21 protein-coding genes and 1 tRNA gene are annotated in these 21557 nt (G+C 40.6%); 12 read left to right on the plus strand and 10 right to left on the minus strand.

Going from position 1 to position 21557, the window contains the following annotated elements:
- From ACT3RM_RS06460 to ACT3RM_RS06485, 6 genes are all read right to left on the minus strand, one after another.
- On the minus strand, positions 1-390 hold a 390-nt coding region (locus ACT3RM_RS06460), incomplete at its 3' end, for a hypothetical protein (RefSeq protein WP_444511348.1).
- A 283-nt stretch (positions 391-673) separates the two neighbouring features.
- Positions 674-1696, minus strand: a complete 1023-nt coding sequence (locus tag ACT3RM_RS06465) for a site-specific integrase (RefSeq protein WP_192532411.1) — start codon at positions 1694-1696, stop codon at positions 674-676.
- 221 nt (positions 1697-1917) lie between these two features.
- Positions 1918-1994, minus strand: a tRNA-Arg gene (locus ACT3RM_RS06470).
- 527 nt (positions 1995-2521) lie between these two features.
- Entirely contained in the window at positions 2522-3367 is an 846-nt protein-coding gene (locus tag ACT3RM_RS06475; protein ID WP_441836298.1) for a phosphotransferase, read from the minus strand.
- Entirely contained in the window at positions 3368-3991 is a 624-nt protein-coding gene (gene pnuC, locus ACT3RM_RS06480; RefSeq protein ID WP_441836299.1) for a nicotinamide riboside transporter PnuC, read from the minus strand. It lies immediately after the preceding gene.
- A gap of 29 nt (positions 3992-4020) precedes the next feature.
- Positions 4021-4272 (minus strand): hypothetical protein, encoded by a 252-nt coding sequence (locus ACT3RM_RS06485; protein WP_441836300.1) that lies wholly within the window; start codon positions 4270-4272, stop codon positions 4021-4023.
- Positions 4273-4403: 131 nt separating this feature from the next.
- Here ACT3RM_RS06485 and ACT3RM_RS06490 point away from each other — a divergent pair, with 131 nt between their 5' ends.
- A complete protein-coding gene (locus ACT3RM_RS06490; RefSeq protein ID WP_441836301.1) occupies positions 4404-4643 on the plus strand; it encodes a DUF2960 domain-containing protein in 240 nt (79 codons plus the stop codon).
- Between the two features lie 66 nt (positions 4644-4709).
- Here ACT3RM_RS06490 and rpoH read toward each other — a convergent pair whose 3' ends face one another.
- From rpoH to ftsY, 4 genes are all read right to left on the minus strand, one after another.
- Positions 4710-5573: an RNA polymerase sigma factor RpoH gene (gene rpoH / locus ACT3RM_RS06495; protein WP_441836302.1), complete on the minus strand. Its 864-nt coding sequence runs from the start codon at positions 5571-5573 to the stop codon at positions 4710-4712.
- 238 nt (positions 5574-5811) lie between these two features.
- Complete coding sequence (gene ftsX / locus ACT3RM_RS06500) at positions 5812-6798, minus strand: permease-like cell division protein FtsX (RefSeq protein ID WP_441836303.1); 987 nt, start codon at positions 6796-6798, stop codon at positions 5812-5814.
- Positions 6795-7472, minus strand: a complete 678-nt coding sequence (gene ftsE, locus ACT3RM_RS06505) for a cell division ATP-binding protein FtsE (RefSeq protein ID WP_441836304.1) — start codon at positions 7470-7472, stop codon at positions 6795-6797. The genes ftsX and ftsE overlap by 4 nt, the downstream gene beginning before the upstream one ends.
- Before the next feature lie 53 nt (positions 7473-7525).
- Positions 7526-9376, minus strand: a complete 1851-nt coding sequence (gene ftsY / locus ACT3RM_RS06510) for a signal recognition particle-docking protein FtsY (RefSeq protein ID WP_444511349.1) — start codon at positions 9374-9376, stop codon at positions 7526-7528.
- Between the two features lie 202 nt (positions 9377-9578).
- On the opposite strand from ftsY, the gene rsmD reads away from it, so the two are divergent.
- The 11 genes from rsmD to purD all read left to right on the plus strand — a co-directional run bounded on the left by rsmD (position 9579) and on the right by purD (position 21492).
- The gene (gene rsmD, locus ACT3RM_RS06515) at positions 9579-10184 is read left to right on the plus strand and encodes a 16S rRNA (guanine(966)-N(2))-methyltransferase RsmD (protein WP_441834226.1); all 606 of its coding nucleotides are present in this window, start codon (positions 9579-9581) and stop codon (positions 10182-10184) included.
- Between the two features lie 145 nt (positions 10185-10329).
- Positions 10330-10545, plus strand: coding sequence for a 30S ribosomal protein S21 (rpsU, locus tag ACT3RM_RS06520; protein ID WP_441834188.1), 216 nt, complete (start codon positions 10330-10332; stop codon positions 10543-10545).
- A gap of 19 nt (positions 10546-10564) precedes the next feature.
- Entirely contained in the window at positions 10565-11011 is a 447-nt protein-coding gene (locus ACT3RM_RS06525) for a GatB/YqeY domain-containing protein (protein WP_441834189.1), read from the plus strand.
- 182 nt (positions 11012-11193) lie between these two features.
- Positions 11194-12948 carry a DNA primase gene (gene dnaG, locus ACT3RM_RS06530; protein ID WP_441834190.1) on the plus strand — a complete coding sequence of 585 codons (1755 nt, stop codon included), beginning with the start codon at positions 11194-11196 and terminating at the stop codon, positions 12946-12948.
- A 150-nt stretch (positions 12949-13098) separates the two neighbouring features.
- Complete coding sequence (rpoD, locus tag ACT3RM_RS06535; RefSeq protein ID WP_441834191.1) at positions 13099-14943, plus strand: RNA polymerase sigma factor RpoD; 1845 nt, start codon at positions 13099-13101, stop codon at positions 14941-14943.
- A gap of 65 nt (positions 14944-15008) precedes the next feature.
- On the plus strand, positions 15009-15899 hold the full coding sequence (gene prmA / locus ACT3RM_RS06540) for a 50S ribosomal protein L11 methyltransferase (RefSeq protein WP_441834192.1): 891 nt from the start codon (positions 15009-15011) through the stop codon (positions 15897-15899).
- A 271-nt stretch (positions 15900-16170) separates the two neighbouring features.
- Positions 16171-17142 carry a tRNA dihydrouridine synthase DusB gene (gene dusB, locus ACT3RM_RS06545; RefSeq protein ID WP_441834227.1) on the plus strand — a complete coding sequence of 324 codons (972 nt, stop codon included), beginning with the start codon at positions 16171-16173 and terminating at the stop codon, positions 17140-17142.
- A 20-nt stretch (positions 17143-17162) separates the two neighbouring features.
- Positions 17163-17453: a DNA-binding transcriptional regulator Fis gene (gene fis, locus ACT3RM_RS06550; protein ID WP_002957804.1), complete on the plus strand. Its 291-nt coding sequence runs from the start codon at positions 17163-17165 to the stop codon at positions 17451-17453.
- A gap of 214 nt (positions 17454-17667) precedes the next feature.
- Positions 17668-19254, plus strand: coding sequence for a bifunctional phosphoribosylaminoimidazolecarboxamide formyltransferase/IMP cyclohydrolase (purH, locus tag ACT3RM_RS06555; protein WP_441992782.1), 1587 nt, complete (start codon positions 17668-17670; stop codon positions 19252-19254).
- A gap of 116 nt (positions 19255-19370) precedes the next feature.
- On the plus strand, positions 19371-20189 hold the full coding sequence (locus ACT3RM_RS06560; RefSeq protein WP_441994856.1) for a class I SAM-dependent methyltransferase: 819 nt from the start codon (positions 19371-19373) through the stop codon (positions 20187-20189).
- A gap of 19 nt (positions 20190-20208) precedes the next feature.
- Complete coding sequence (gene purD / locus ACT3RM_RS06565; protein WP_441994858.1) at positions 20209-21492, plus strand: phosphoribosylamine--glycine ligase; 1284 nt, start codon at positions 20209-20211, stop codon at positions 21490-21492.
- Positions 21493-21557: the final 65 nt, after the last annotated feature.

The following is a 21557-nucleotide window of genomic DNA, read 5'->3' on the forward strand; positions in this document are numbered from 1 at the left end:
CTGTAACACTTTTGAGTCTATTTGTGCATTTTTATCAAGCCACAAGCTTGAACAAACAAGGATTTGTTTATTACTAATATCTGATAATTTCAATTCATATAGTAAAGATACCCATTGTTTAATCTTTGCAGGAGGAGCTTTGATTGGGTGTTTAGCATCAAAGATTTCATCGTGAAGCATGCGTATTTGTATTAATCTATTTAACTTTTCTTGGTTTCTCAGTTTTTCTTCAACATCAGGTATGTTTTGAAACTCTTTAAACTTTTCTTCAAGAACAGAAGAAACATACGAAATAACTTTTTCTGTGCCTTCATTTAATAAAAGGCTTTTAAGTCCTTTACCAGTTATCTCTAATTTAAGATTTCCATCATTTACTATACAACTATTCATAACCACCTCCATATACGTTATAACGTATTATATCACATTTTATTTTTTTCAATGTTTTTTGGATTTTTTTTTGCAGAGCAAAAACCCACCGCGCAGCGCCTATGAGGCATAGGTTTTAGTGGGTTAAAATTTTGCAAATAGTACGTAATTGCAACAAACTTTCTCTTCAATTACCAAAAGGCGGAAGGTGTTATTGTAATATTTAGGTATGTTGAAGAATATCTAATTGTATAGATGTGATTACCAATTGTGGAGCTTGGTAATCTTTCGGTTATAAAATGTCTTACATCAGCTTTTTAACCAAATCTGTCGCTCTCAGATGTGTATAGCGCTTTAAGCTCGCTAAATCTTTATGCCCGGTGATTGCTGAGACTTCCATCATTTGCAGACCCTTTTCGAACAAGCGACTGGTAGCCTCATGCCGAAGATCATGAAACCTAAAGTCATCAATCCCTGCTCGCTCAGCAACTTTATTAAAAGCATGTCCTACCGAATCACTTAAAATATCAAATATTGGTCCATTCAATTTTCTAGGTTGTTTTAAAATTACCTCTTTGGCTCGTCGTGACAATGGCACGACTCTACTTTCACCATTTTTTGTATCTTTTAAAAAAAGAGTTGAATCTTTTGCATTAAACCCTTCCCAACAAATACAGCAATATCCGGCCTTTTCAAGTTCTTGTTTATTTCGTGCATTAGCTATTTCACCACGACGCATACCTGTTTCGATTGCAAGTATTATGATGTCGTGAATAATACCTTGGTACTTTTTAGCATATGCAAGTAATCGCTCTTCTTCACCAGCATTGAAGCGTCTATCTCTCGGCTTGCCTTTTGGGGGAAGTAAAACTGAAGTAACGGGGTTACCATTCGGTAAGTATATTTGCCACTCATTCATTGCATACTTAAACATGCGGCCTATTAGAGCCATCTCTTTTCTTACAGTGTCACCTTTCGCCTTTTCAAGTCGATAAGCTTTGTATTCACGTATAGTATGCACAGTTACATCAAGTAAACTTAATCCATCAAAAACAAGCTTTAATCGATTGATCATACAACGAATAGTTTTGGCTGATTTTTTTTCAGTAAGTTCCTCTATCCAGTAATCTTCAAGCGCATCCGATATTTTTTTCTGTTCAGCTAAACTTGTTGACTTAAAGGTAGACTTATCCATATCAGACTCAATATCTCGAGCCCACTTAGTCGCTTCACTTTTTGTAACAAACGTTTTTGATTGCGCAGGATACCCTTTACGCCTAATTTTTGCTTGCCACTTACCATTTTCACGCTTTTTAATAGTTGCCATTTATAACCCCCAAACCAACTGAGTAGACCAATACTGAGAATCATCGCAAAAATAAGAAAGGAATACTGGGGCAAAAAAAGTTGGAAATTTGCCCAAACAATTAATGTGGATTCGTGTAAAGCAAGTTGATTTTGAATAAAGCATAGAGTGTCCTAATTATGACAATATGAAACACTCAATATTGAGTGTCCCTAAACTGTCCCAAGGACTATAAGAGAAGATGGCCCGCCCGAGAGGATTCGAACCTCTGGCCTCACCCTCCGGAGGGGTGCGCTCTATCCAGCTGAGCTACGGGCGGCCAATAAGAATAAAGACTATAAAGTTAAGGGGTACTAACTTTTAGTTGTAACGTGAACTTACAAAGATGTATTGTAAGCCCACTATTACTGTACTCCCGCTTTCTTATAGCTCTCCTTCCGGAGAGCCACGTGATATCCATTTCACCACGAGAGCCATTTAGTTGCCACCACACTAACTCGCGATATCAGCGCTTAGGCATGGCAATAATAAAGCCATCTGCACGTAATTACTAGTAGCTAGTCACTATATGCTTATTAATTGGGCTATTTATAATAAATTACTTCACAAGTAAGCACAAAATCGTTATCAAGTAACAACAATTAATAAAATGCGTTACGAGAAAGCACTAGTGATTTTTATTTTCGCGGGTCAGCTTGCTTATTTTTTAGATGTTAAAGTTAAGCATGTCAGGGTTTCGTAAAAGATAACTCATCTTGCAAAGTCTCAGATGAGAATAGAGAACCACAATTTGATACTTGATAAAGTCGCTAAATATAAAGAGATTGCAACATGCTTTAGTGGTATTTAAAACGTAACTTCTTTGATCAGCTCATCTAATTGAGCGCATAGTAAAAGCACCTTTTTGTTAATTTCATGCTGGTTAATTGCGCACTGACTAATTTCATACTGATCGTACCAACAAATACATAACACTAAAAATACCACTTGGTAGCAATGCAGCTTATCAAGGGAGTTATAAAATAACGGCTCTTTTGGTGACTGCAGCTGTTTTAATTGCTGTTGATAGTCATCAAGTAATTGCTGCTTTTCAGTAGCGCTCATGTCAAAACTAACCACCAGTGACGCTAAGTCAAAATAAACATCATTAGTTTTAGCATATTCAAAATCAATTAAATAAGCCTGAGATTGGTTAATAATAATATTTTCACGCACTAAATCATTATGACAAAAACCAAAGTTACCTGGAAGTTTTCCAATCGTTCTAAGCGCCTTAGTAATGACCTGACTATAAAGCTGGTATAACCTACAGTTTTTATAATATTCAAGCTCCCAAGTAATGTTCATACACGCTGTCTGCACTGAATACCCATGTAGCGACACTAGCTGTTTAATTAAATCAGGGTGATAGCATGTGCCAACTTCACCTTCAATGTAGTTAAAAATAGCAATACGATTCTTTTTTTCACGCCATACGGGGGCTGGGCAAAACCCTTTAGTTGCATAGTGCTGCTGTGCATCAAGGCCTATATCCGGCCAATGATCACGATAATATTTTATTAAAAATGCAGCGTCTTGGCAGCATATTAAGTAGTTATCGTTACTCAAGCCACTTAATAAGGGGGTGATAGAGCTTAGCGTTAACTGTGGATTATAGCGATGAAAAACAGATGTAATTTGCTGTTTCGTCATTTATAGTTGCTCAAGCGGTTTTTCATGACTTTGCTCGTATTCTTCATACCAAGTTTTAAATCCCCACACGGCCATAATAGTGTAAAAGACGAATAGTACAAGCGTTGGGTAATAGCCTTTCTCGTAATAAAGGTACATAGATGCAGCATCAATAACGATCCAGTACAGCCAATTTTCGAGAACTTTTTTTGCAACCAAATAAGTTGTTACAACAGCAAAGCAGGTGGTAAAACTGTCTAAATAGGCAAAATCAGCATGGGTGTAGTGAGACATCAAAAAGCCAATCGCTACTGATACCAATGACGTCATTAATAAAATAACCATATGGCGATGTACTGACCACGAAGTAATGGATAAACTTTGTGGCTCGCCTTTATTTTTTCGCCATAACTGCCAGCCATAAACGGCCATATACATATAGTAAAAATGCAGTAATGACTCCATCAATAAAGCACCATTCCAATACATAATGGTATAAATTAATGTGCTTACAAATGCAGCAGGCCAACACCATAAGCTTTCTTTTATCGCTAATAGCAAGTAAGTCATTGAAAGCCCAACCGCTATATATTCCCATACTGACATAGCAGTAAAACCTGCCAGCATTTGCGTAATCATGTCCATTATTCAGTCGCTATACTAAAAGGTTATTGTTACTCTGGCGACAGATCGCCTGAAATAAACTTACACACAAAAATCGCTTTGCCAAACTCTTCATATGAGCGCTTTATTTCAGTATTAATTACAGACATTACTAAATCGTAGTCACCAAAAATTTGCGTCGACATGGTATTGGTGATCACTTTAAGGTCGTCATATTCGTTTAAACGGTCAATAAAGCCTTTAATAAAAGGGATGTAATCTTGATGTAATGGGTATTTGCTGATCTCTACAGATAATTTCATTGTTACTTCTTATTGGGCTAAAAATAGTTTCCTTATTGTAACTTGACCTTGCCCACAAGTCATTCAAAGGTAGAGAGGTGCCTCAAGAATGTGTAAAATTAGCTTAACTTCACATATTAACCGAGCTTGTTATGGCACGACGCATTACCTACACATTTAAAAATCAGCCCCGTGAGATTAATTTTTCAAAAGATAAGTACCACGATATGTATCACGCAATTGCTGCCGCTGAAGGTATTGATCTGACTAATTACTTACGCATGGTGCAGCAAATCGAAATGACTTCTAAAGGCTCTGCCGCAGTACGCAATTTTCGTGACCAAGAATTTGCTCGCATGGGGTTTAGTGATGTTTACTTTATAAAAGAATAATTAAGCCCACAAAAAAGCCCCGTATTTGCATACGAGGCTTGTATAATTGTTTAGCTTAAAGCTCTGTTAGACCATCGCTGTTTGTAGCTTTTTCATTGCTGTCTTTTCAAGCTGGCGAACACGCTCTGCAGATACACTGTACTTTTGTGCAAGCTCTTGCAATGTAGCTTTGTCGTCAGACAACCAACGCGCACTAACAATGTCTTGAGAACGCTCATCTAACGTTTTTAAAGCGCTAAATAAACGAGAGTGTGATTGCTCTTGCCATTGCTGCTGTTCAACGTCATCCGCTAAATCATTACTGCCATCAGTAAGGTACTGTACAGGTGAATAAGTGCTAGTTGGTGCGTCATCATTGTCGTCACCGGTTAGATCAAAACCCATGTCTTGACCGCTCATGCGCGATTCCATCTCACGAACTTCTTTTTCACTCACACCTAGCTCGCTAGCAACAGTGCTAACCTCAGCTTGGTTAAACCAACCTAAACGCTTTTTATTTTTGCGCAGATTAAAGAATAATTTACGTTGTGCTTTAGTGGTTGCCACTTTCACAATGCGCCAATTTTTAAGCACAAATTCATGAATCTCAGCTTTAATCCAATGCACTGCAAAAGAAACTAGACGAACGCCGACTGTTGGGTCGAAACGTTTTACCGCCTTCATTAGGCCGATATTACCTTCCTGAATTAAATCAGCTTGAGGTAAACCGTATCCTGAATAGCTTTTCGCGATATGTGCGACGAAGCGTAAATGCGACATAATGAGTTGCTTTGCAGCACTAAGATCGCCTTCTTCCTGTAAGCGGGTTGCTAATTTCTTTTCTTGCTCAGCTTTTAGCATAGGAATGGTACTTACCGCTTGAAGGTAACCGTCCATACTTGCGCTTTGTTGCCCTACAGTCAGTGCCATCGCGTATAAATCTTTACTCATTTTTCACCTCAGTGATAAACATTTGAAACTATCTTAGCACTCTTTAACCGAGAGTGCTAACCTGAATTAAAAACTTTTTTAAAGTTTAAATCAAGTGGTTTTTTACTATTAATTAATTTTACGCTAAGCCACTGAATAAGCGATGAACTATAGCTTTGCGAGCAGTTTAGAAAAATAAAACTTATTTTTCTAAACTGCTAAAAAGAGAGGATAACAACTCATTATGACAAAAATAAGATCATACTTTGTCAGGTTCTATTTCTTTAATATAGCGATTAACCGATAAATAAGAGCCAATAAAACCAAGGCTGGTTGCCAGTAAAACTAACACCCCAAACTCACCAACACTCAAGCCAATTAAATCAAACGATGTTTGATAAACCCCTGCCACTTCACTTACCGCAGCGCCTAGCCACCACATCATCAACGCCACACAAATAAAAGCGAATAAACCACCTATAACGCCATACCAAATACCCGTCCATAAAAATGGCGCATGGATAAAGGTATTCGTTGCACCAACTAGTTTCATCACTTGGATTTCTTCTTTTTTATCCATGATTGATAACCGTATAGTGTTGCCGATAATTAAAGTAACTGAAGTTAACAGTAGTAAGGCAATGGTAATAACACTCTCTTTTAATAAGCTCAGCAGCGCATTGAGTCGCTCAAGCCAAGCAATATCAAGTTTGCCAAAGTCGACCTCGCGTTCTGCTTCAAGCTTTTTTAAAAGCGCTTTGGCAGTCTCTGCTTGTCTAAAGCGTGAAGTAGGCGTAACCACCACCACATCAGGTAAAGGATTGGCATCCAGATACTCTAATGCTTGACCAAACCCTGACACCGACTTGAACTCAACTAGCGCGTCATTTTTCGCTATAAACCGTACTTTATCTATTTCGGGATAAAGCCCAAGACGCTTAACTAAGGTCTGGGTTTCTTTCTCATTTATGGTCTCTTTTACGAATAAAGAAATCTCAGCGGCTTCTTCAAAACCACTACTCACTTGTGAGACATTTTTTACCACTAAATAAAGTGTCGCAGGTAAGGTTAAACTTAAGCCTAGTACCGCAATAGTCATTAACGATGCAAGTGGTGTTCGCCACATTTCACCTAAACTATGCACACCTTGACGAAATATATTGATTATAAAAAAGTAACCGCCAGCTATCGCTGATTTTTTCGGTCGTTCAGTGGTACTTTTTCGCCCTTTAAAAAGTAAGCTCATAGCGTAGCCTCCGCTAAAGGGTCTTGACTCATGCGACCATCGCTTAATGTTAAACTGCGATAACGCATACGCGAGATCAAACCAATATCATGGGTGGCAATTAATACCGTAGTACCATGATTATTAAACTCTTCAAATAACCTTAATATGTCCATTGAAAGCTCAGGATCAAGGTTACCCGTTGGCTCATCGGCAAGTAATAATGGTGGCGAGTTAACAATGGCACGAGCTATACCAACTCGCTGCTGCTCACCGCCTGAAAGGGTTGATGGATGGCATTTAACTTTATCAAGTAAGCCAACCTTATCAAGAGCACCATGCACACGCTTAGCAATTTGCTTATGGTGAGTGCCTTCGATAATCAATGGCAAAGCGACATTATCAAACACTGTATAGCGCTCTAATAAACGATGGTTTTGAAAAATAATCCCAATATCACGGCGCACATAAGGTATTTGCCGAGACTTAACAGCGTTTAAATCAACACCATTAATAAGTATATTGCCAGTTGAAGGTCGTTCCATCAAACTGATAAGCTTTAACAGGGTACTTTTACCTGCTCCACTGTGACCGGTTAAAAAAGCCAGTTCTCCGGGTTTAATATGAAAACTGACTTTCTCCAGCGCACGGTGGCCACCAGGGTATGTTTTACTAACTTGCTGAAAATTTATCATTTTTTATTATCAATCATCTTACAGCGAAAAGGGAGCACGCTCCCTATATGAGATTAAACCTCGTCCTCGTCTTGGCTAAATAACGCATCAATGAAGTCGTCACTTTTAAAAGCGCGAAGATCATCAATACTTTCACCAACACCAATGTAACGAATAGGAATATTGAATTTGTCTGCTACAGCAAAAATGACCCCGCCTTTAGCGGTTCCATCAAGCTTTGAAAGTGTGATCCCGGTTAGCCCAACACATTGGTTAAACAAGTTAACTTGGCTAATAGCATTTTGCCCAGTGCCCGCATCAATTGTTAGCATCACTTCGTGCGGTGCATCAGGATCAATTTTTTTCATAACGCGGGCTATTTTTTCAAGCTCTTGCATTAAGTTATCTTTATTTTGCAAACGCCCTGCTGTATCTGCGATTAACACATCAACATTGCGCGCTTTAGCAGCCTGAAAAGCATCAAAAACCACTGAGGCACTATCGGCGCCAGTATGTTGCGCTACAACCGGAATGCTATTACGCTCGCCCCACACTTGTAATTGCTCAACTGCAGCGGCTCGAAAAGTATCACCCGCAGCTAACATCACTGACTTGCCTTCACTTTGAAATTGCTTAGCAAGCTTACCAATAGTTGTGGTTTTACCCACGCCATTTACGCCGACCATTAAAATAACAAATGGCTTTTTATTTGCTGGGATCTCAAGTGGTTGCTCTGCCGTTTTAAGCATGGCTGCCATTTCTTGTTTCATCAACTCATAAAGGGCATCACCATCTTTAAGCTGTTTACGATTAGCTGCATCAGTAAGGCTATCAATTAGCTTCATGGTGGTATCTACGCCTAAATCGGCTGTAAGTAGCTGCGTTTCTAATTCTTCAAATAAGTCATCATCAATTTTTTTACCACTAAAAATTGATGAAAATCCAGAGCCAATATTAACTCTCGTTTTTAATAAGCCCTTTTTAAGACGTGAAAAAAAGCCTTCTTTTTTTGGTTGTTCTTTTTTAGCTTGTTGCGCTTCTTTTGCCTCTTGCTCAGCAAGATGTTGCTCTTCAAGTTGCTCAGCTTCTGCTAATTCTTGACGTTCGGCCTCAGCGTTTTCAGCATCAACTTGCTCTTTCTCTAAACGAGCGGTCTCTTGCTCCGCAGCAACACGTTCTTGCTCTACACGCTCAGCTTCTGCTTGCGCCTTTTCAGCGGCAACACGTTCTTGCTCTACGCGCTCAGCTTCTGCTTGCGCCTTTTCAGCAGCAATACGTTCTTGCTCTACGCGCTCAGCTTCTGCTTGCGCCTTTTCAGCAGCAATACGTTCTTGCTCTACACGCTCAGCTTCTGCTTGCGCCTTTTCAGCAGCAATACGTTCTTGCTCTACACGCTCAGCTTCTGCTTGCGCCTTTTCAGCAGCAATACGTTCTTGCTCTACGCGCTCAGCTTCTGCTTGCGCCTTTTCAGCAGCAACACGTTCCTGCTCTACGCGCTCAGCTTCTGCTTGCGCCTTTTCAGTGGCAACACGTTCTTGCTCTACACGCTCAGCTTCTGCTTGCGCCTTTTCAGCAGCAACACGTTCTTGCTCTAGGCGCATAGCCTCTTCTTGCTCTGCAAGTCGTGTCGCTTCATCACGACGTTGTTGCTCTGCTTTTTGTTCGGTAGCTATTTCTGCATGCGCTTTTTGTGCAGCAACACGTTCTTGCTCTACACGCTCAGCTTCTGCTTGCGCCTTTTCAGCGGCAACACGCTCTTGTTTTTCACGTTCAGCTTCTGCTTGTTCGGCTGTGAGGCGTTCTGGTGTTTGCTGCTTGTTTTGCTGTTGTTGGTTATCAGCATCTGTTACTGCCTGCTCTTCTTGTTGTTTGTTTTCTGATTTACCAAAACCTAACCAAGACAGGAATTTACTTTTTTTTGCCATACTTGCTAATAACCACTTATAAAAATCTGATAAACTAATATGAATAATAGTCTGATGATTGACTAGCCCATGGCCAGCAGTTAACCAACTATTGCCTAAGGTATTAATGGTAACACTTTTAGCGCAGTTGAAAAATGACGCGCTACGATATGCCTATATATTATCTGAGCTACGTTTCAGATACCATTTTTTAGTGAGCGAAATGAGAAAAAAATCCCCCCCTAAAAATAGCAAAAACACCATGAGTGACGGCTTTATTCGTATCATTAGTGGTCAGTTTCGAGGTCGGAAATTACCCGTTAAAGATGTACAAGGTCTGCGACCAACAACTGATCGCATTAAAGAAACTGTTTTTAACTGGTTAATGCAAGATACGCACGGCGCTAAGGTACTTGATTGCTATTCGGGTTCTGGTGGGCTTGGTTTTGAGGCTTTATCACGTTTTGCACAGTCCGCACTTTTTATTGAGCTAGATAAAGCAGCAGCAACGCAATTAACCAATAATATCACTACCCTCGAACTGACAAACGCAAAAGTAAAGCAAACAAACACGTTGACTTTACTTGCTGATAATACAGACTCAGAGCAATTTAATTTAATCTTTATTGACCCACCATTTCGTCAGAATTTGGCTGAAAAAACCTGCCAATCACTTGAAGAAAATCGCTGGTTAAGCGACCAAGCTTTGATATATGTGGAAGTAGAAAGTGAACTTAATAACCTTAACACACCCGCTAATTGGTTGTTAATAAAAGAGAAAAAAGCAGGCCAAGTATTATGTCAGCTATATCAACGAGGCTCAAATTAACCCTGTTGCGTATTGCGACTTTCTGTTATTATTATCCTTTACATGTGGTGCCCCTTCGGATTATAATGCCGCACCATTTTTGAACCACTTGATCATTGTTTGATCAACTTGAGCAACGCTCATTATTTAGGTAGGTGAATTTTTAATGCCAGTAATTAAAGTAAGAGAGAACGAACCGTTTGACGTAGCACTTCGTCGCTTCAAGCGTTCATGTGAAAAAGCAGGTATCCTTTCAGAAGTTCGTCGTCGCGAACATTATGAAAAACCAACTGCTGAACGTAAGCGTAAAAAAGCTGCTGCCGTTAAACGTCACATGAAAAAGCTTTCTCGCGATAACGCACGCCGCGTTAGATTATACTAATCAGTTTGGTCTTGTATAAATGAGCCTTTTAATAACGCTAAAAGATGCGCAAAAAGATGCAATGCGAGCGAAAGACAAACAACGTCTTAACCCGATCCGCATGGTACTTGCTGCAATCAAACAACGTGAAGTTGACGAGCGAATTACACTTGACGATGACGCTATTACCGCCGTTTTAGTGAAGCTTGTTAAACAACGTCGTGATTCTTACACCCAGTACAAAGATGCCGGTCGTGAAGATTTAGCTGAAGTTGAAGCCAATGAGATTAAAGCACTTGAAGAATTCTTACCTCAACAATTGAGTGAAGAAGAGATCATTGCTCTTATTGACACGGCTATTGCTGACACTAACGCAACAGGTATGCAAGACATGGGTAAAGTAATGGGTACAATCAAAAGCAAAGCCGAAGGTCGTGCCGATTTAGGTAAAATCTCAGGCTTAATTAAGCAACGATTAACTGCCTAATATATCCCACATACGATTGTATGATTTAAGTAAACCGAGCCAAGTGCTCGGTTTCTTGCTTTATAGCATTTATAAATTTGTTATTTAACTTTTATAAGCTAGTCTTTTGTGTTCAAATTTACTATCTGCGTTTTTTTGAACATATAAACATTTTGATATTCTCTCAGGAAATAGCTTAACCCATGGCTGGAAAGATCCCCCGTAACTTTATAGATGACTTACTTGCCAGAACAGATATTGTTGAACTCATTGACGGTAAAGTGGGTTTAAAAAAAGCAGGTAAAGACTATCAAGCCTGTTGCCCTTTTCATAATGAAAAATCGCCTTCTTTTACAGTATCGCAAGATAAGCAGTTTTATCATTGCTTTGGCTGTGGTGCTAACGGCAACGCTATTTCATTTATGATGGAATACGAAAAGCTCGAATTTGTTGATGCCATTGAAGAGCTAGCCAGCATGCTCAACATTGATGTCCCCCGAGAACACGGTACAAGTAATGGCCCTGAGCGTACTGCGGCGCAAAAACGCTCTGATTATGATTTAATGCTTCACGCAGCTCGTTTTTATGCGCATCAATTAAAGCATCACAGCAATTCTAAAGCCGTTATTGATTATGTTAAAGGCCGTGGCTTAAGTGGCCAGACTGTTAAAAAGTTTATGATTGGTTATGCTCCCAATGAATGGGAGGCTCTTTGCCAACAACTCGGTCGTAATAAAGAACAAAAAGAACAGTTGATTGAACTTAAGCTCGCCTCAGAAAAAACGCCAAGCAGACAGTTTGATTTTTTCCGTGATCGTTTAATGTTTCCTATCCGTGACAAACGCGGACGAGTCATCGCTTTTGGTGGCCGTGTTATGCAAGCAGATCAAGGTCCAAAATATTTAAACTCACCAGAGACGCGTATTTTTCATAAAGGTTTTGAGCTTTACGGCTTATATGAAGCTAAACAAGCCCATAAAAAGCTCGAACATGTATTAATTGTTGAAGGTTACATGGACGTGGTTGCACTTAGTGAGCAAGGTATTGAATACGCAGTTGCAGCACTTGGCACCGCCACCACCGCTGAGCATATGCACACCTTATTTAGAACCACCGATAAAGTTATTTGTTGTTACGATGGTGATCGTGCTGGTCGTGATGCTGCTTGGCGCGCCCTTGAAAATGCGCTACCGTATTTAAACGATGGTAAATCCCTACAGTTTGCATTTTTACCAGATGGTGAAGACCCTGACTCACTCGTACTGCAAGAAGGTAAGAACGCTTTTGAACAACGCTTATCGCAGGCGGATGATTTTACCAAAGTGTTATTCAACAAGCTCAGCCAAGACATTGATTTAACAACTGATGCAGGTAAAGCCAAATTACTTAGTGCAACCTTGCCACTGATTGAAAAAATCCCCAGTGACTTCTATCAAGAAAATATTTTAGAACACTTAGGCCGATTAATTGGTCGCACTAAAGAGCAACTTAATAACCGTTTAAAAACACCAAAACAGCAACATGCTATTGAACGTAAATTCAAAATTACTCCCATGCGCCGTGCTATTGGCTTATTAGTGCAACACCCAGAACTTGCCAAAGCCATCCCCTATTTGCCAGATTTAGCACAAATGAATATCGCAGGGATCAGCTTGTTGTTGCGCTTGCAACACTTTGCATTAGAAAAAATATCAGTAACCACAGCACAATTACTCGAAGCTTTTAGAGAAAGCTCGGAATATGAAGCACTTATAAAATTAGCCACTTGGCGTCATGAGATAAATGAAGAGCGCTTAGAAGCTGAATTCAAAAATACTTTTAAATTTATTGAAGATCAGTGTTTAAATTATCGACTAGAGACCTTATTAATTAAGGACAAGACACAAGGCTTAAATAGCGAAGAACGACTTGAGTGTCATTTATTGACTCAAGCATTAAAAGGCACTACACCTAAGTAACCTTAAGTTGCATGGGTTAGCGGCTAGTCAGAATTGATAAATGCTGTTATACTGTGCTATTCACTGCGTCTAATAATACTTAGTTTAGCTTGATAAGTAAGCAAACTGGCGCCTGTTGTATCAACTTTCAGTGTGGAAGAATAAATCTCTATGGATCCAACTCCTCAGTCACAATTAAAGCTTCTGATTCAAAAAGGTAAAGAGCAAGGTTATTTAACTTTTGCAGAAGTTAATGATCACCTTCCACAAGATATTATCGATTCAGATCAGGTAGAAGATATCATTAGCATGATCAATGACATGGGTATCAAGGTTAGCGAAAACGCGCCTGATGCTGATGAATTGATGATGCAAGAAACGACGACAGACGAAGACGCGGCAGAAGCCGCGGCCGCTGCCCTTGCGACTGTAGAAAAAGAGATCGGTCGAACGACTGACCCAGTGCGTATGTACATGCGTGAAATGGGCACGGTTGAACTTCTTACTCGTGAAGGCGAAATTGTTATCGCTAAACGTATTGAAGAAGGTATTAACCAGGTTCAAATTTCGGTAGCAGAATACCCGGAAGCGATCACTTATCTACTTGAACAATGGGATAAATTTGAAGCAGAAGAAATGCGCTTAAGCGACATTATTTCTGGCTTTTTCGATCCTAACGAAGATGAAGCGCCAATTTCAGCAACCAATATCGGCTCTGAATTAAGCAAAGAACAGCTTAATGAATCAAACGATAATGATTCTGATAGCGACGACGATGAAGACGAAGAAGAAGTCGATACTGGCCCAGATCCTGAAGAGGCCCGTGTTCATTTTGAAAACCTTCGTGATTTATACAATAAAGCGCGTGAAACATTCGACGCAAAAGGTCGTTCGCACCCTGATTCGAAAGCCGCTATTTTAGAAATTGGTGATCTGTTCAGAACCTTCAAGCTTATTCCTAAGCAGTTTGATCGCATGGTTAATAATATGCGTGAAATGATGGATCGTGTACGTATTCAAGAACGTTTGATCATGAAGCAAGCTATACAAATTGCCAAATTGCCTAAGAAAACCTTTGTTAAGCACTTTGCTAACAATGAAACGGATGCTACTTGGATTGATATAGAAATTGCTGCTAACGACAAGCATTCAGCTAAACTTGAAGAAGTTAAGCCTGAAATTATTCGTTGCGTCAATAAACTTCGCGTTATTGAACAAAGCACAGGCTTAAATATCGAGCGTATTAAAGATATCAACCGTCGTATGAGCATTGGTGAAGCAAAAGCCCGTCGTGCGAAAAAAGAAATGGTTGAAGCAAACTTACGTCTTGTAATTTCAATTGCTAAAAAATATACAAACCGTGGTTTACAGTTCTTAGATTTGATCCAAGAGGGTAATATCGGCCTGATGAAAGCGGTTGATAAATTTGAATACCGTCGTGGCTATAAGTTCTCAACTTATGCAACGTGGTGGATCCGTCAAGCAATCACACGTTCGATTGCCGACCAAGCCCGCACTATTCGTATTCCGGTGCATATGATTGAAACGATCAATAAATTGAATCGTATTTCTCGTCAAATGTTGCAAGAAATGGGTCGCGAGCCAAATCCTGAAGAATTAGCTGAGCGCATGTTAATGCCTGAGGATAAAATTCGTAAGGTACTTAAAATTGCTAAAGAGCCGATCTCAATGGAAACACCAATTGGTGATGACGAAGATTCGCACTTAGGTGATTTTATTGAAGACTCCACCATTGATTCGCCTATTGATTCAGCAACGATGGAATCTCTTCGTGGTGCAACGAATGACGTACTTGCAGGTCTTACCGCCCGTGAAGCTAAAGTACTACGTATGCGTTTTGGTATTGATATGAATACCGATCACACTTTAGAAGAAGTAGGTAAGCAATTTGACGTTACTCGTGAGCGTATTCGCCAAATCGAAGCGAAGGCATTGCGTAAACTACGTCACCCCTCTCGTTCAGACTTACTGAAGAGCTTCTTAGACGCTAAGTAACTAGCGACTAACAAATAATAATCAAAAGGCCGCTAAGCGGCCTTTTTCAATTTGTAGGAAAGATAATGGCTTGGATCCAAATTCGTATAAATGCAAATGCCAGTAATGCAGATCTTATTAGTGATATTTTAATGGACGCCGGCAGTGCATCTGTAACCTATGTTGATGCCAAAGACACACCTATCTATGAGCCAAAACTTGGTACTGTAGAGCTATGGACTGACACTACTGTTATTGGCTTATTTGAAGCCACTCATGACATGCCAAGCGTCGTTGCTTTATTAAATGCAGATGAATCACTTACAGATAAACTCGTTTATAAAATTGAACAACTTGAAGACAAAGACTGGGAACGTGAATGGATGGATAACTTTCACCCTATTCAATTTGGCGAGAAATTATGGGTGTGCCCAAGCTGGCGTGATATTCCAGATCCTGACGCGGTTAATGTGTTGCTTGATCCAGGTCTTGCGTTTGGTACGGGCACCCACGCGACTACCGCACTGTGCTTAAAGTGGCTTGAAAGCCAAGATTTAACCGGTAAAACTGTGGTTGATTTTGGCTGTGGTTCTGGCATTTTGGGCATCGCAGCGATTAAGCTCGGTGCAGAGCGCATGATAGGTATAGATATCGACCCTCAAGCACTCGCTGCAAGTAAAGATAATGCACAGCGTAATGGCGTCGCAGATCAGCTCGAGGTTTATTTACCTGAAGATCAGCCTGAATTTACCGCTGACATTGTTGTTGCTAATATTTTAGCGGCTCCTCTTAGAGAATTATACAGTGTTATTCTAAGTCTATTAAAACCCGGTGGAAAAATTGCTATGTCGGGTATTTTAGAAGAACAAGCACAATCTGTGACTGATGTTTATACGCCTTTTTTGAACCTCGATGAAGTTGCAGTTGAAGGTGAATGGACACGTATAAGCGGCATAAAAAAGGCCTCCCCCGAATAAAAACTCTAAATTAAAGTGCACATACCAGTATTCTTGTAAAGCCTGTTGTTAACAGGCTTTACCTAATATTTACACAGGTGATAATAATCATTTTAATTAAGCTAAATTATTATTGGTTAAATAACAAACAAATAAACCTACTTGTCAAACCGTTATCAAATGTCAATACACAAAAGTTAAAAAAAATCACTTTTGTTCAATTTATAGCCTTTGATTTTTGCTAAAAAAACCGTAAACTTAGCGCCCCTTGAAAAGAGGCCTATTGAATAAAGTGCGAATCGGTTCATACCAACTTGAGAATAATGTAATTGTCGCTCCAATGGCGGGTATTACAGACAGACCATTTAGACAACTTTGCCGTCGCTTAGGTGCCGGGCTTGCTGTATCTGAAATGTTATCGTCAAACCCAAAGGTATGGAAAACCGAAAAGTCGATGAACCGTATGGATCATATCGGTGAGTCGGGTATTCGTGCAGTGCAAATAGCAGGAGCTGATCCTGAGCTAATGGCTCAGGCCGCACAATTCAATGTAAGCAATGGTGCACAGATCATAGATATTAATATGGGGTGTCCAGCAAAGAAAGTGAACAAGAAACTCGCAGGCTCTGCCCTGTTACAGTTTCCTGATTTAGTGGAACAAATTATTGATGCGGTGGTTAGCGCTGTTGATGTACCTGTGACACTAAAAATTCGAACAGGATGGGATCAGGACAACCGTAACGGTGTAAAGATTGCGGGCATAGCTGAACGTTATGGCATCGCTTCATTAGCCGTACATGGGCGTACTCGCGCATGTATGTACAAAGGTGAAGCTGAATATGCCACGATTAGGGATATAAAACGTTCAGTGTCGATTCCTGTGGTTGCTAATGGTGATATTACGTCACCCGAAAAGGCAAAACAGGTATTGGACTATACGGGTGCAGATGCCATTATGATTGGTCGAGCCGCCCAAGGTCGCCCTTGGATATTTAGGGAGATAGACCACTATTTGCAAACTGGAGAACATTTACCTGCACCTGCAATTGCAGAAGTGCGCGGTATATTGATGGAACACTTGGTGAACCTTCATGCGTTTTACGGCGAGCCAATGGGAGCGCGTATCGCTAGAAAACATGTATCTTGGTATTTGCAAACCCATGACAGTGACGGTCAGTTTAGGCGAGTATTTAATGCTCTCGATAATCCACAGGCACAAATCGAGACATTAGAGCAATACTTTAAAACACTAGCAGCTAACTAAGAAAGAAAGAGATATAAACAATGTTCGAACAAAACGTGACTTCTCCATTTATCACTAACCCTCATGTCCAGTCACACGAGAAACCGCAGCCATTACGCGATGCAGTGAAAAAAGCTGTTCATCATTATTTAAAACAGCTTAACGGTCAGGACGTGCAAGATGTGTACGACCTTGTTCTTTCTGAGCTAGAGGCGCCATTACTTGAAGAAGTAATGACTTACACACGTGGCAACCAAACACGTGCGGCAATCTTACTAGGTATCAATCGTGGTACTTTACGTAAGAAACTAAAGAAATACGGGATGAACTAATCCCCTTTGTATTGGCTTACTGATCCAATACAAAGCGTATTTTGTAAATATACTTTTAAAAGCACCTTAGGGTGCTTTTTTTATAGTCAAAAAATATTCTCAAAAAAACACCTAATTGCAAAATCCTCACTCTTTAAGCATCGTTTTTTAAGCTGTATTCAGTTAAAATAGCGTCTTTCTAAGCTAGCTCAAACACTGAGGTAATCAAACTACAATGGATACACATCGTCCAATTCGTCGCGCACTACTAAGTGTGTCAGATAAAACCGGTATTGTTGAATTTGCTCGCGCTCTTGAATCACAAGGCGTAGAACTTTTATCCACTGGCGGTACGTGTAAATTACTTGCTGATAACGGCATTAAAGTCACTGAAGTATCTGACCACACCGGTCACCCTGAGATCATGGATGGTCGCGTTAAAACCCTTCACCCAAAAATTCATGGCGGCATTTTAGCCCGTCGTGGCCAAGATGAAGCTGTAATGAGCGAGAATCACATCTCTGCTATTGATATTGTTGTAGTTAACTTATACCCCTTTGCGAATACTGTCGCTCAAGAAAACTGCAGCCTTGAAGATGCCATTGAAAACATCGATATCGGCGGCCCAACAATGGTACGCGCAGCGGCTAAAAACCATAAAGATGTGACGATCGTTGTAAACGCTAATGATTACGACCGAGTCATTAGCGAAATACAAAGCAATAACGGTTCAACTACCTACAAAACACGTTTTGATCTTGCCATTGCCGCTTACGAGCACACCGCACAGTACGATGGCATGATCGCTAACTACTTCGGTAAAATGGTTGCTGACTACACTGATGAAGCAGTTGAGGAAACTAAATTCCCACGTACTATCAACATGCAGTTCACTAAAAAGCAAGATATGCGCTATGGTGAAAACTCACACCAAGACGCGGCTTTCTATGTTGAAAACGACGTGCAAGAAGCTTCTGTTGCAACTGCGACTCAACTACAAGGTAAGGCACTTTCTTTTAACAACATAGCTGATACAGATTCAGCCCTTGAATGTGTTAAAGAGTTTGACGTACCAGCCTGTGTAATCGTAAAGCACGCTAATCCATGTGGTGTTTCAATTGGTGAGAACATCCTTGAAGCTTACGACCGTGCATTTAAAACAGATCCTACATCAGCATTTGGTGGCATCATTGCCTTTAACCAAGAGCTTGATTCAGACACCGCTGAAGCAATCGTATCGCGTCAATTTGTTGAAGTAATTATAGCTCCTAAAGTATCTGATGCTGCAGCGCAAATTATCTCAGCAAAGAAAAATATACGCTTACTTGAGTGCGGCCAATGGTCAGCAAAAGCAACCGGGCATGACATCAAACGTGTTAACGGTGGCGTATTAATTCAAGACCGCGATTTAGGTATGGTAACTCAGGGCGACTTAAAAGTTGTTTCTAAGCGCCAACCTTCTGAGCAAGAACTTAAAGACTTATTGTTTTGCTGGAAAGTCGCTAAGTTTGTTAAATCAAACGCTATTGTTTATGCCCGTGATGGTATGACAATTGGTGTAGGTGCAGGCCAAATGAGCCGTGTTTACTCAGCTAAAATAGCCGGTATTAAAGCCGCCGACGAAAACCTTGAAGTGAAAGGCTCTGTAATGGCGTCAGATGCGTTCTTCCCATTCCGTGATGGTATTGATGCAGCACGCGATGCGGGTATTACAGCAGTAATTCAACCTGGTGGTTCAATGCGCGATGACGAAGTTATCGCTGCAGCTGATGAAGCTGGTATGGCAATGGTGTTTACTGGCATGCGTCACTTCCGCCATTAATCCATTAATTACGCAAAGAGCTAACGGCATAAGTTAGCTCTTTTTGTTTGCACCAAATTCACGTACTCTGCTTATTATATAACCCAACGTATAACAATAATATGAAGGAACAAACGATGAAATTTGCACTAAAAACGTTACTGGTTGCCACTTTGGCTGTTAGCTCAACTATCGCCGTTGCCCATAACCATGGCCATGACTCGGCATTAAAACAGGCCGTTAAAGCAACTGAACGTAATGCTGAACGCGATCAATACCGTCACCCAATAGAAACACTGACGTTTTTTGGTTTTAAACCAACCATGACCGTGGTTGAGATTGCACCTGGCGGTGGCTGGTATGCTGATATATTAGCACCAGCACTTAAAGAGCAAGGTACTTATTATGCTGCACATTTCCCTGCTAACTCATCAGTTGGCTATTATCAACGTTCACTAGCTGGTTTTAAAAAGAAAGTAGCCGAAGATGAACGCTTTAGTAACATAAAAATTACTGAGTTTGCTCCTTCAACACATTTAGATATTGCCCCCCCAAGCAGCGCGGATATGGTATTAACCTTCCGTAATGTTCATAATTGGTACATGGGTAAAGATAAAGAAGCAGCGTTAAGCGCTTTTAAATCGTTTTATAAAGCCCTTAAACCAGGTGGCACTTTAGGTGTCGTTGAGCACCGTCTCCCTGAAGAACGCGCAGACGAAATGCAAAAGTCATCAGGTTATATGAAGCAAAGTGTCGTGGTTAAGCTTGCAAAACAAGCTGGCTTTGAACTTGAAAAAACAAGTGATATTAATGCCAACCCTCTTGATACAGCCGATCACCCTAAGGGTGTATGGACACTTCCACCAAGCTTACGCCTAGGCGAGCAAGACGCCGCTAAGTATAAAGCTATCGGTGAAAGTGACCGCATGACGCTGAAATTTAAAAAACCGCTTTAATAGATAGGATATTTTCGCCATGAATGTTTTAGTCATTGGCAGCGGCGGCCGTGAACACGCACTTGCGTTTAAGGCCGCTCAAAACACAAAAGTTAATACTGTATTTGTTGCCCCAGGTAACGCAGGTACCGCACTTGAGCCAAAGCTTGAGAATGTAGCCATTAATGTTGAAGACTTAGACGGCTTATTAAACTTTGCACAGCAAAATAATGTTGAGCTAACCATTGTTGGCCCTGAAGTGCCACTGGTTTTAGGTGTAGTCGATAAGTTTCGTGAGCACGATTTAGCTATTTTTGGTCCAACTGCAGGTGCTGCACAGCTTGAAGGCTCTAAGTCGTTCACCAAAGACTTTTTAGCACGTCACAATATTCCAACAGCAGACTACCAAACGTTTGAACAAATCGACCCAGCTATTGCTTACTTAAAAGAAAAAGGCGCACCGATTGTCATTAAAGCCGATGGGTTAGCTGCGGGCAAAGGCGTTATTGTTGCTATGACTGAAGCTGATGCTGAAGATGCTATCCGCGACATGCTTGCAGGTAATGCCTTTGGTGAAGCCGGTAGCCGCGTAGTAATCGAAGAGTTTTTAGAAGGTGAAGAAGCGTCGTTTATCGTAATGGTTGATGGTAAAAACGTACTACCGTTTGCTACTAGCCAAGATCATAAACGCGCTTACAATGGTGATAAAGGGCCAAACACAGGTGGTATGGGTGCATACTCTCCGGCTCCTGTAGTTACCGATGAAATCCATCATCGTATAATGAACGAAGTGATCAACCCAACTGTTGAAGGTATGGCAAGTGAAGGCCATCCATACACTGGTTTTTTATATGCAGGCTTGATGATCGATGACTCCGGTACGCCAAAAGTGATCGAATACAATTGTCGTTTTGGTGACCCTGAAACACAGCCTATGATGCTACGCTTACAATCAGATTTAGTTGAATTGATTGAAGCCGCTAATCGTGAAGAGCTTGATAGAACCACTATCGAGTTTGACCCACGCGCAGCTGTTGGTGTTGTACTTGCGGCCAGTGGTTACCCAGATGGCTATCCAAAAGGTGATACTATCAATGGCCTAAAAGTAAACTACCCTACAGGCGAGAAAGTATTTCATGCAGGTACTAAACAAGATGGAAAAAATGTCGTAACGGCCGGTGGCCGTGTATTATGTGCAACTGCGCTGGGTAATACCGTAACCGAAGCACAACATCGTGCCTATCAATTAGTTGACGAAATTAGCTGGAAAGGTATGGAATATCGTACAGATATTGCTTATCGTGCCATTGTCCGCGAGCAATAATTAGCTAACTTAACTTAGTCTACGGGTTAATTAAATACAAAAAGCGCAGTTTATCTGCGCTTTTT

The organism is Pseudoalteromonas sp. AOP7-A1-14, assembly GCF_052376275.1.
Classification (GTDB): Bacteria; Pseudomonadota; Gammaproteobacteria; order Enterobacterales; family Alteromonadaceae; genus Pseudoalteromonas.

Bases quoted from the DNA above. Each gene is read 5' to 3' on its own strand.
- ACT3RM_RS06465 (WP_192532411.1), bottom strand. From the start codon at position 1,696: ATGGCAACTATTAAAAAGCGTGAAAATGGTAAGTGGCAAGCAAAAATT.
- ACT3RM_RS06475 (WP_441836298.1), bottom strand. From the start codon at position 3,367: ATGACGAAACAGCAAATTACATCTGTTTTTCATCGCTATAATCCACAG.
- pnuC (WP_441836299.1), bottom strand. From the start codon at position 3,991: ATGGACATGATTACGCAAATGCTGGCAGGTTTTACTGCTATGTCAGTA.
- ACT3RM_RS06485 (WP_441836300.1), bottom strand. From the start codon at position 4,272: ATGAAATTATCTGTAGAGATCAGCAAATACCCATTACATCAAGATTAC.
- ACT3RM_RS06490 (WP_441836301.1), top strand. From the start codon at position 4,404: ATGGCACGACGCATTACCTACACATTTAAAAATCAGCCCCGTGAGATT.
- rpoH (WP_441836302.1), bottom strand. From the start codon at position 5,573: ATGAGTAAAGATTTATACGCGATGGCACTGACTGTAGGGCAACAAAGC.
- ftsX (WP_441836303.1), bottom strand. From the start codon at position 6,798: ATGAGCTTACTTTTTAAAGGGCGAAAAAGTACCACTGAACGACCGAAA.
- ftsE (WP_441836304.1), bottom strand. From the start codon at position 7,472: ATGATAAATTTTCAGCAAGTTAGTAAAACATACCCTGGTGGCCACCGT.
- ftsY (WP_444511349.1), bottom strand. From the start codon at position 9,376: ATGGCAAAAAAAAGTAAATTCCTGTCTTGGTTAGGTTTTGGTAAATCA.
- rsmD (WP_441834226.1), top strand. From the start codon at position 9,579: ATGAGAAAAAAATCCCCCCCTAAAAATAGCAAAAACACCATGAGTGAC.
- rpsU (WP_441834188.1), top strand. From the start codon at position 10,330: ATGCCAGTAATTAAAGTAAGAGAGAACGAACCGTTTGACGTAGCACTT.
- ACT3RM_RS06525 (WP_441834189.1), top strand. From the start codon at position 10,565: ATGAGCCTTTTAATAACGCTAAAAGATGCGCAAAAAGATGCAATGCGA.
- dnaG (WP_441834190.1), top strand. From the start codon at position 11,194: ATGGCTGGAAAGATCCCCCGTAACTTTATAGATGACTTACTTGCCAGA.
- rpoD (WP_441834191.1), top strand. From the start codon at position 13,099: ATGGATCCAACTCCTCAGTCACAATTAAAGCTTCTGATTCAAAAAGGT.
- prmA (WP_441834192.1), top strand. From the start codon at position 15,009: ATGGCTTGGATCCAAATTCGTATAAATGCAAATGCCAGTAATGCAGAT.
- fis (WP_002957804.1), top strand. From the start codon at position 17,163: ATGTTCGAACAAAACGTGACTTCTCCATTTATCACTAACCCTCATGTC.
- purH (WP_441992782.1), top strand. From the start codon at position 17,668: ATGGATACACATCGTCCAATTCGTCGCGCACTACTAAGTGTGTCAGAT.
- ACT3RM_RS06560 (WP_441994856.1), top strand. From the start codon at position 19,371: ATGAAATTTGCACTAAAAACGTTACTGGTTGCCACTTTGGCTGTTAGC.
- purD (WP_441994858.1), top strand. From the start codon at position 20,209: ATGAATGTTTTAGTCATTGGCAGCGGCGGCCGTGAACACGCACTTGCG.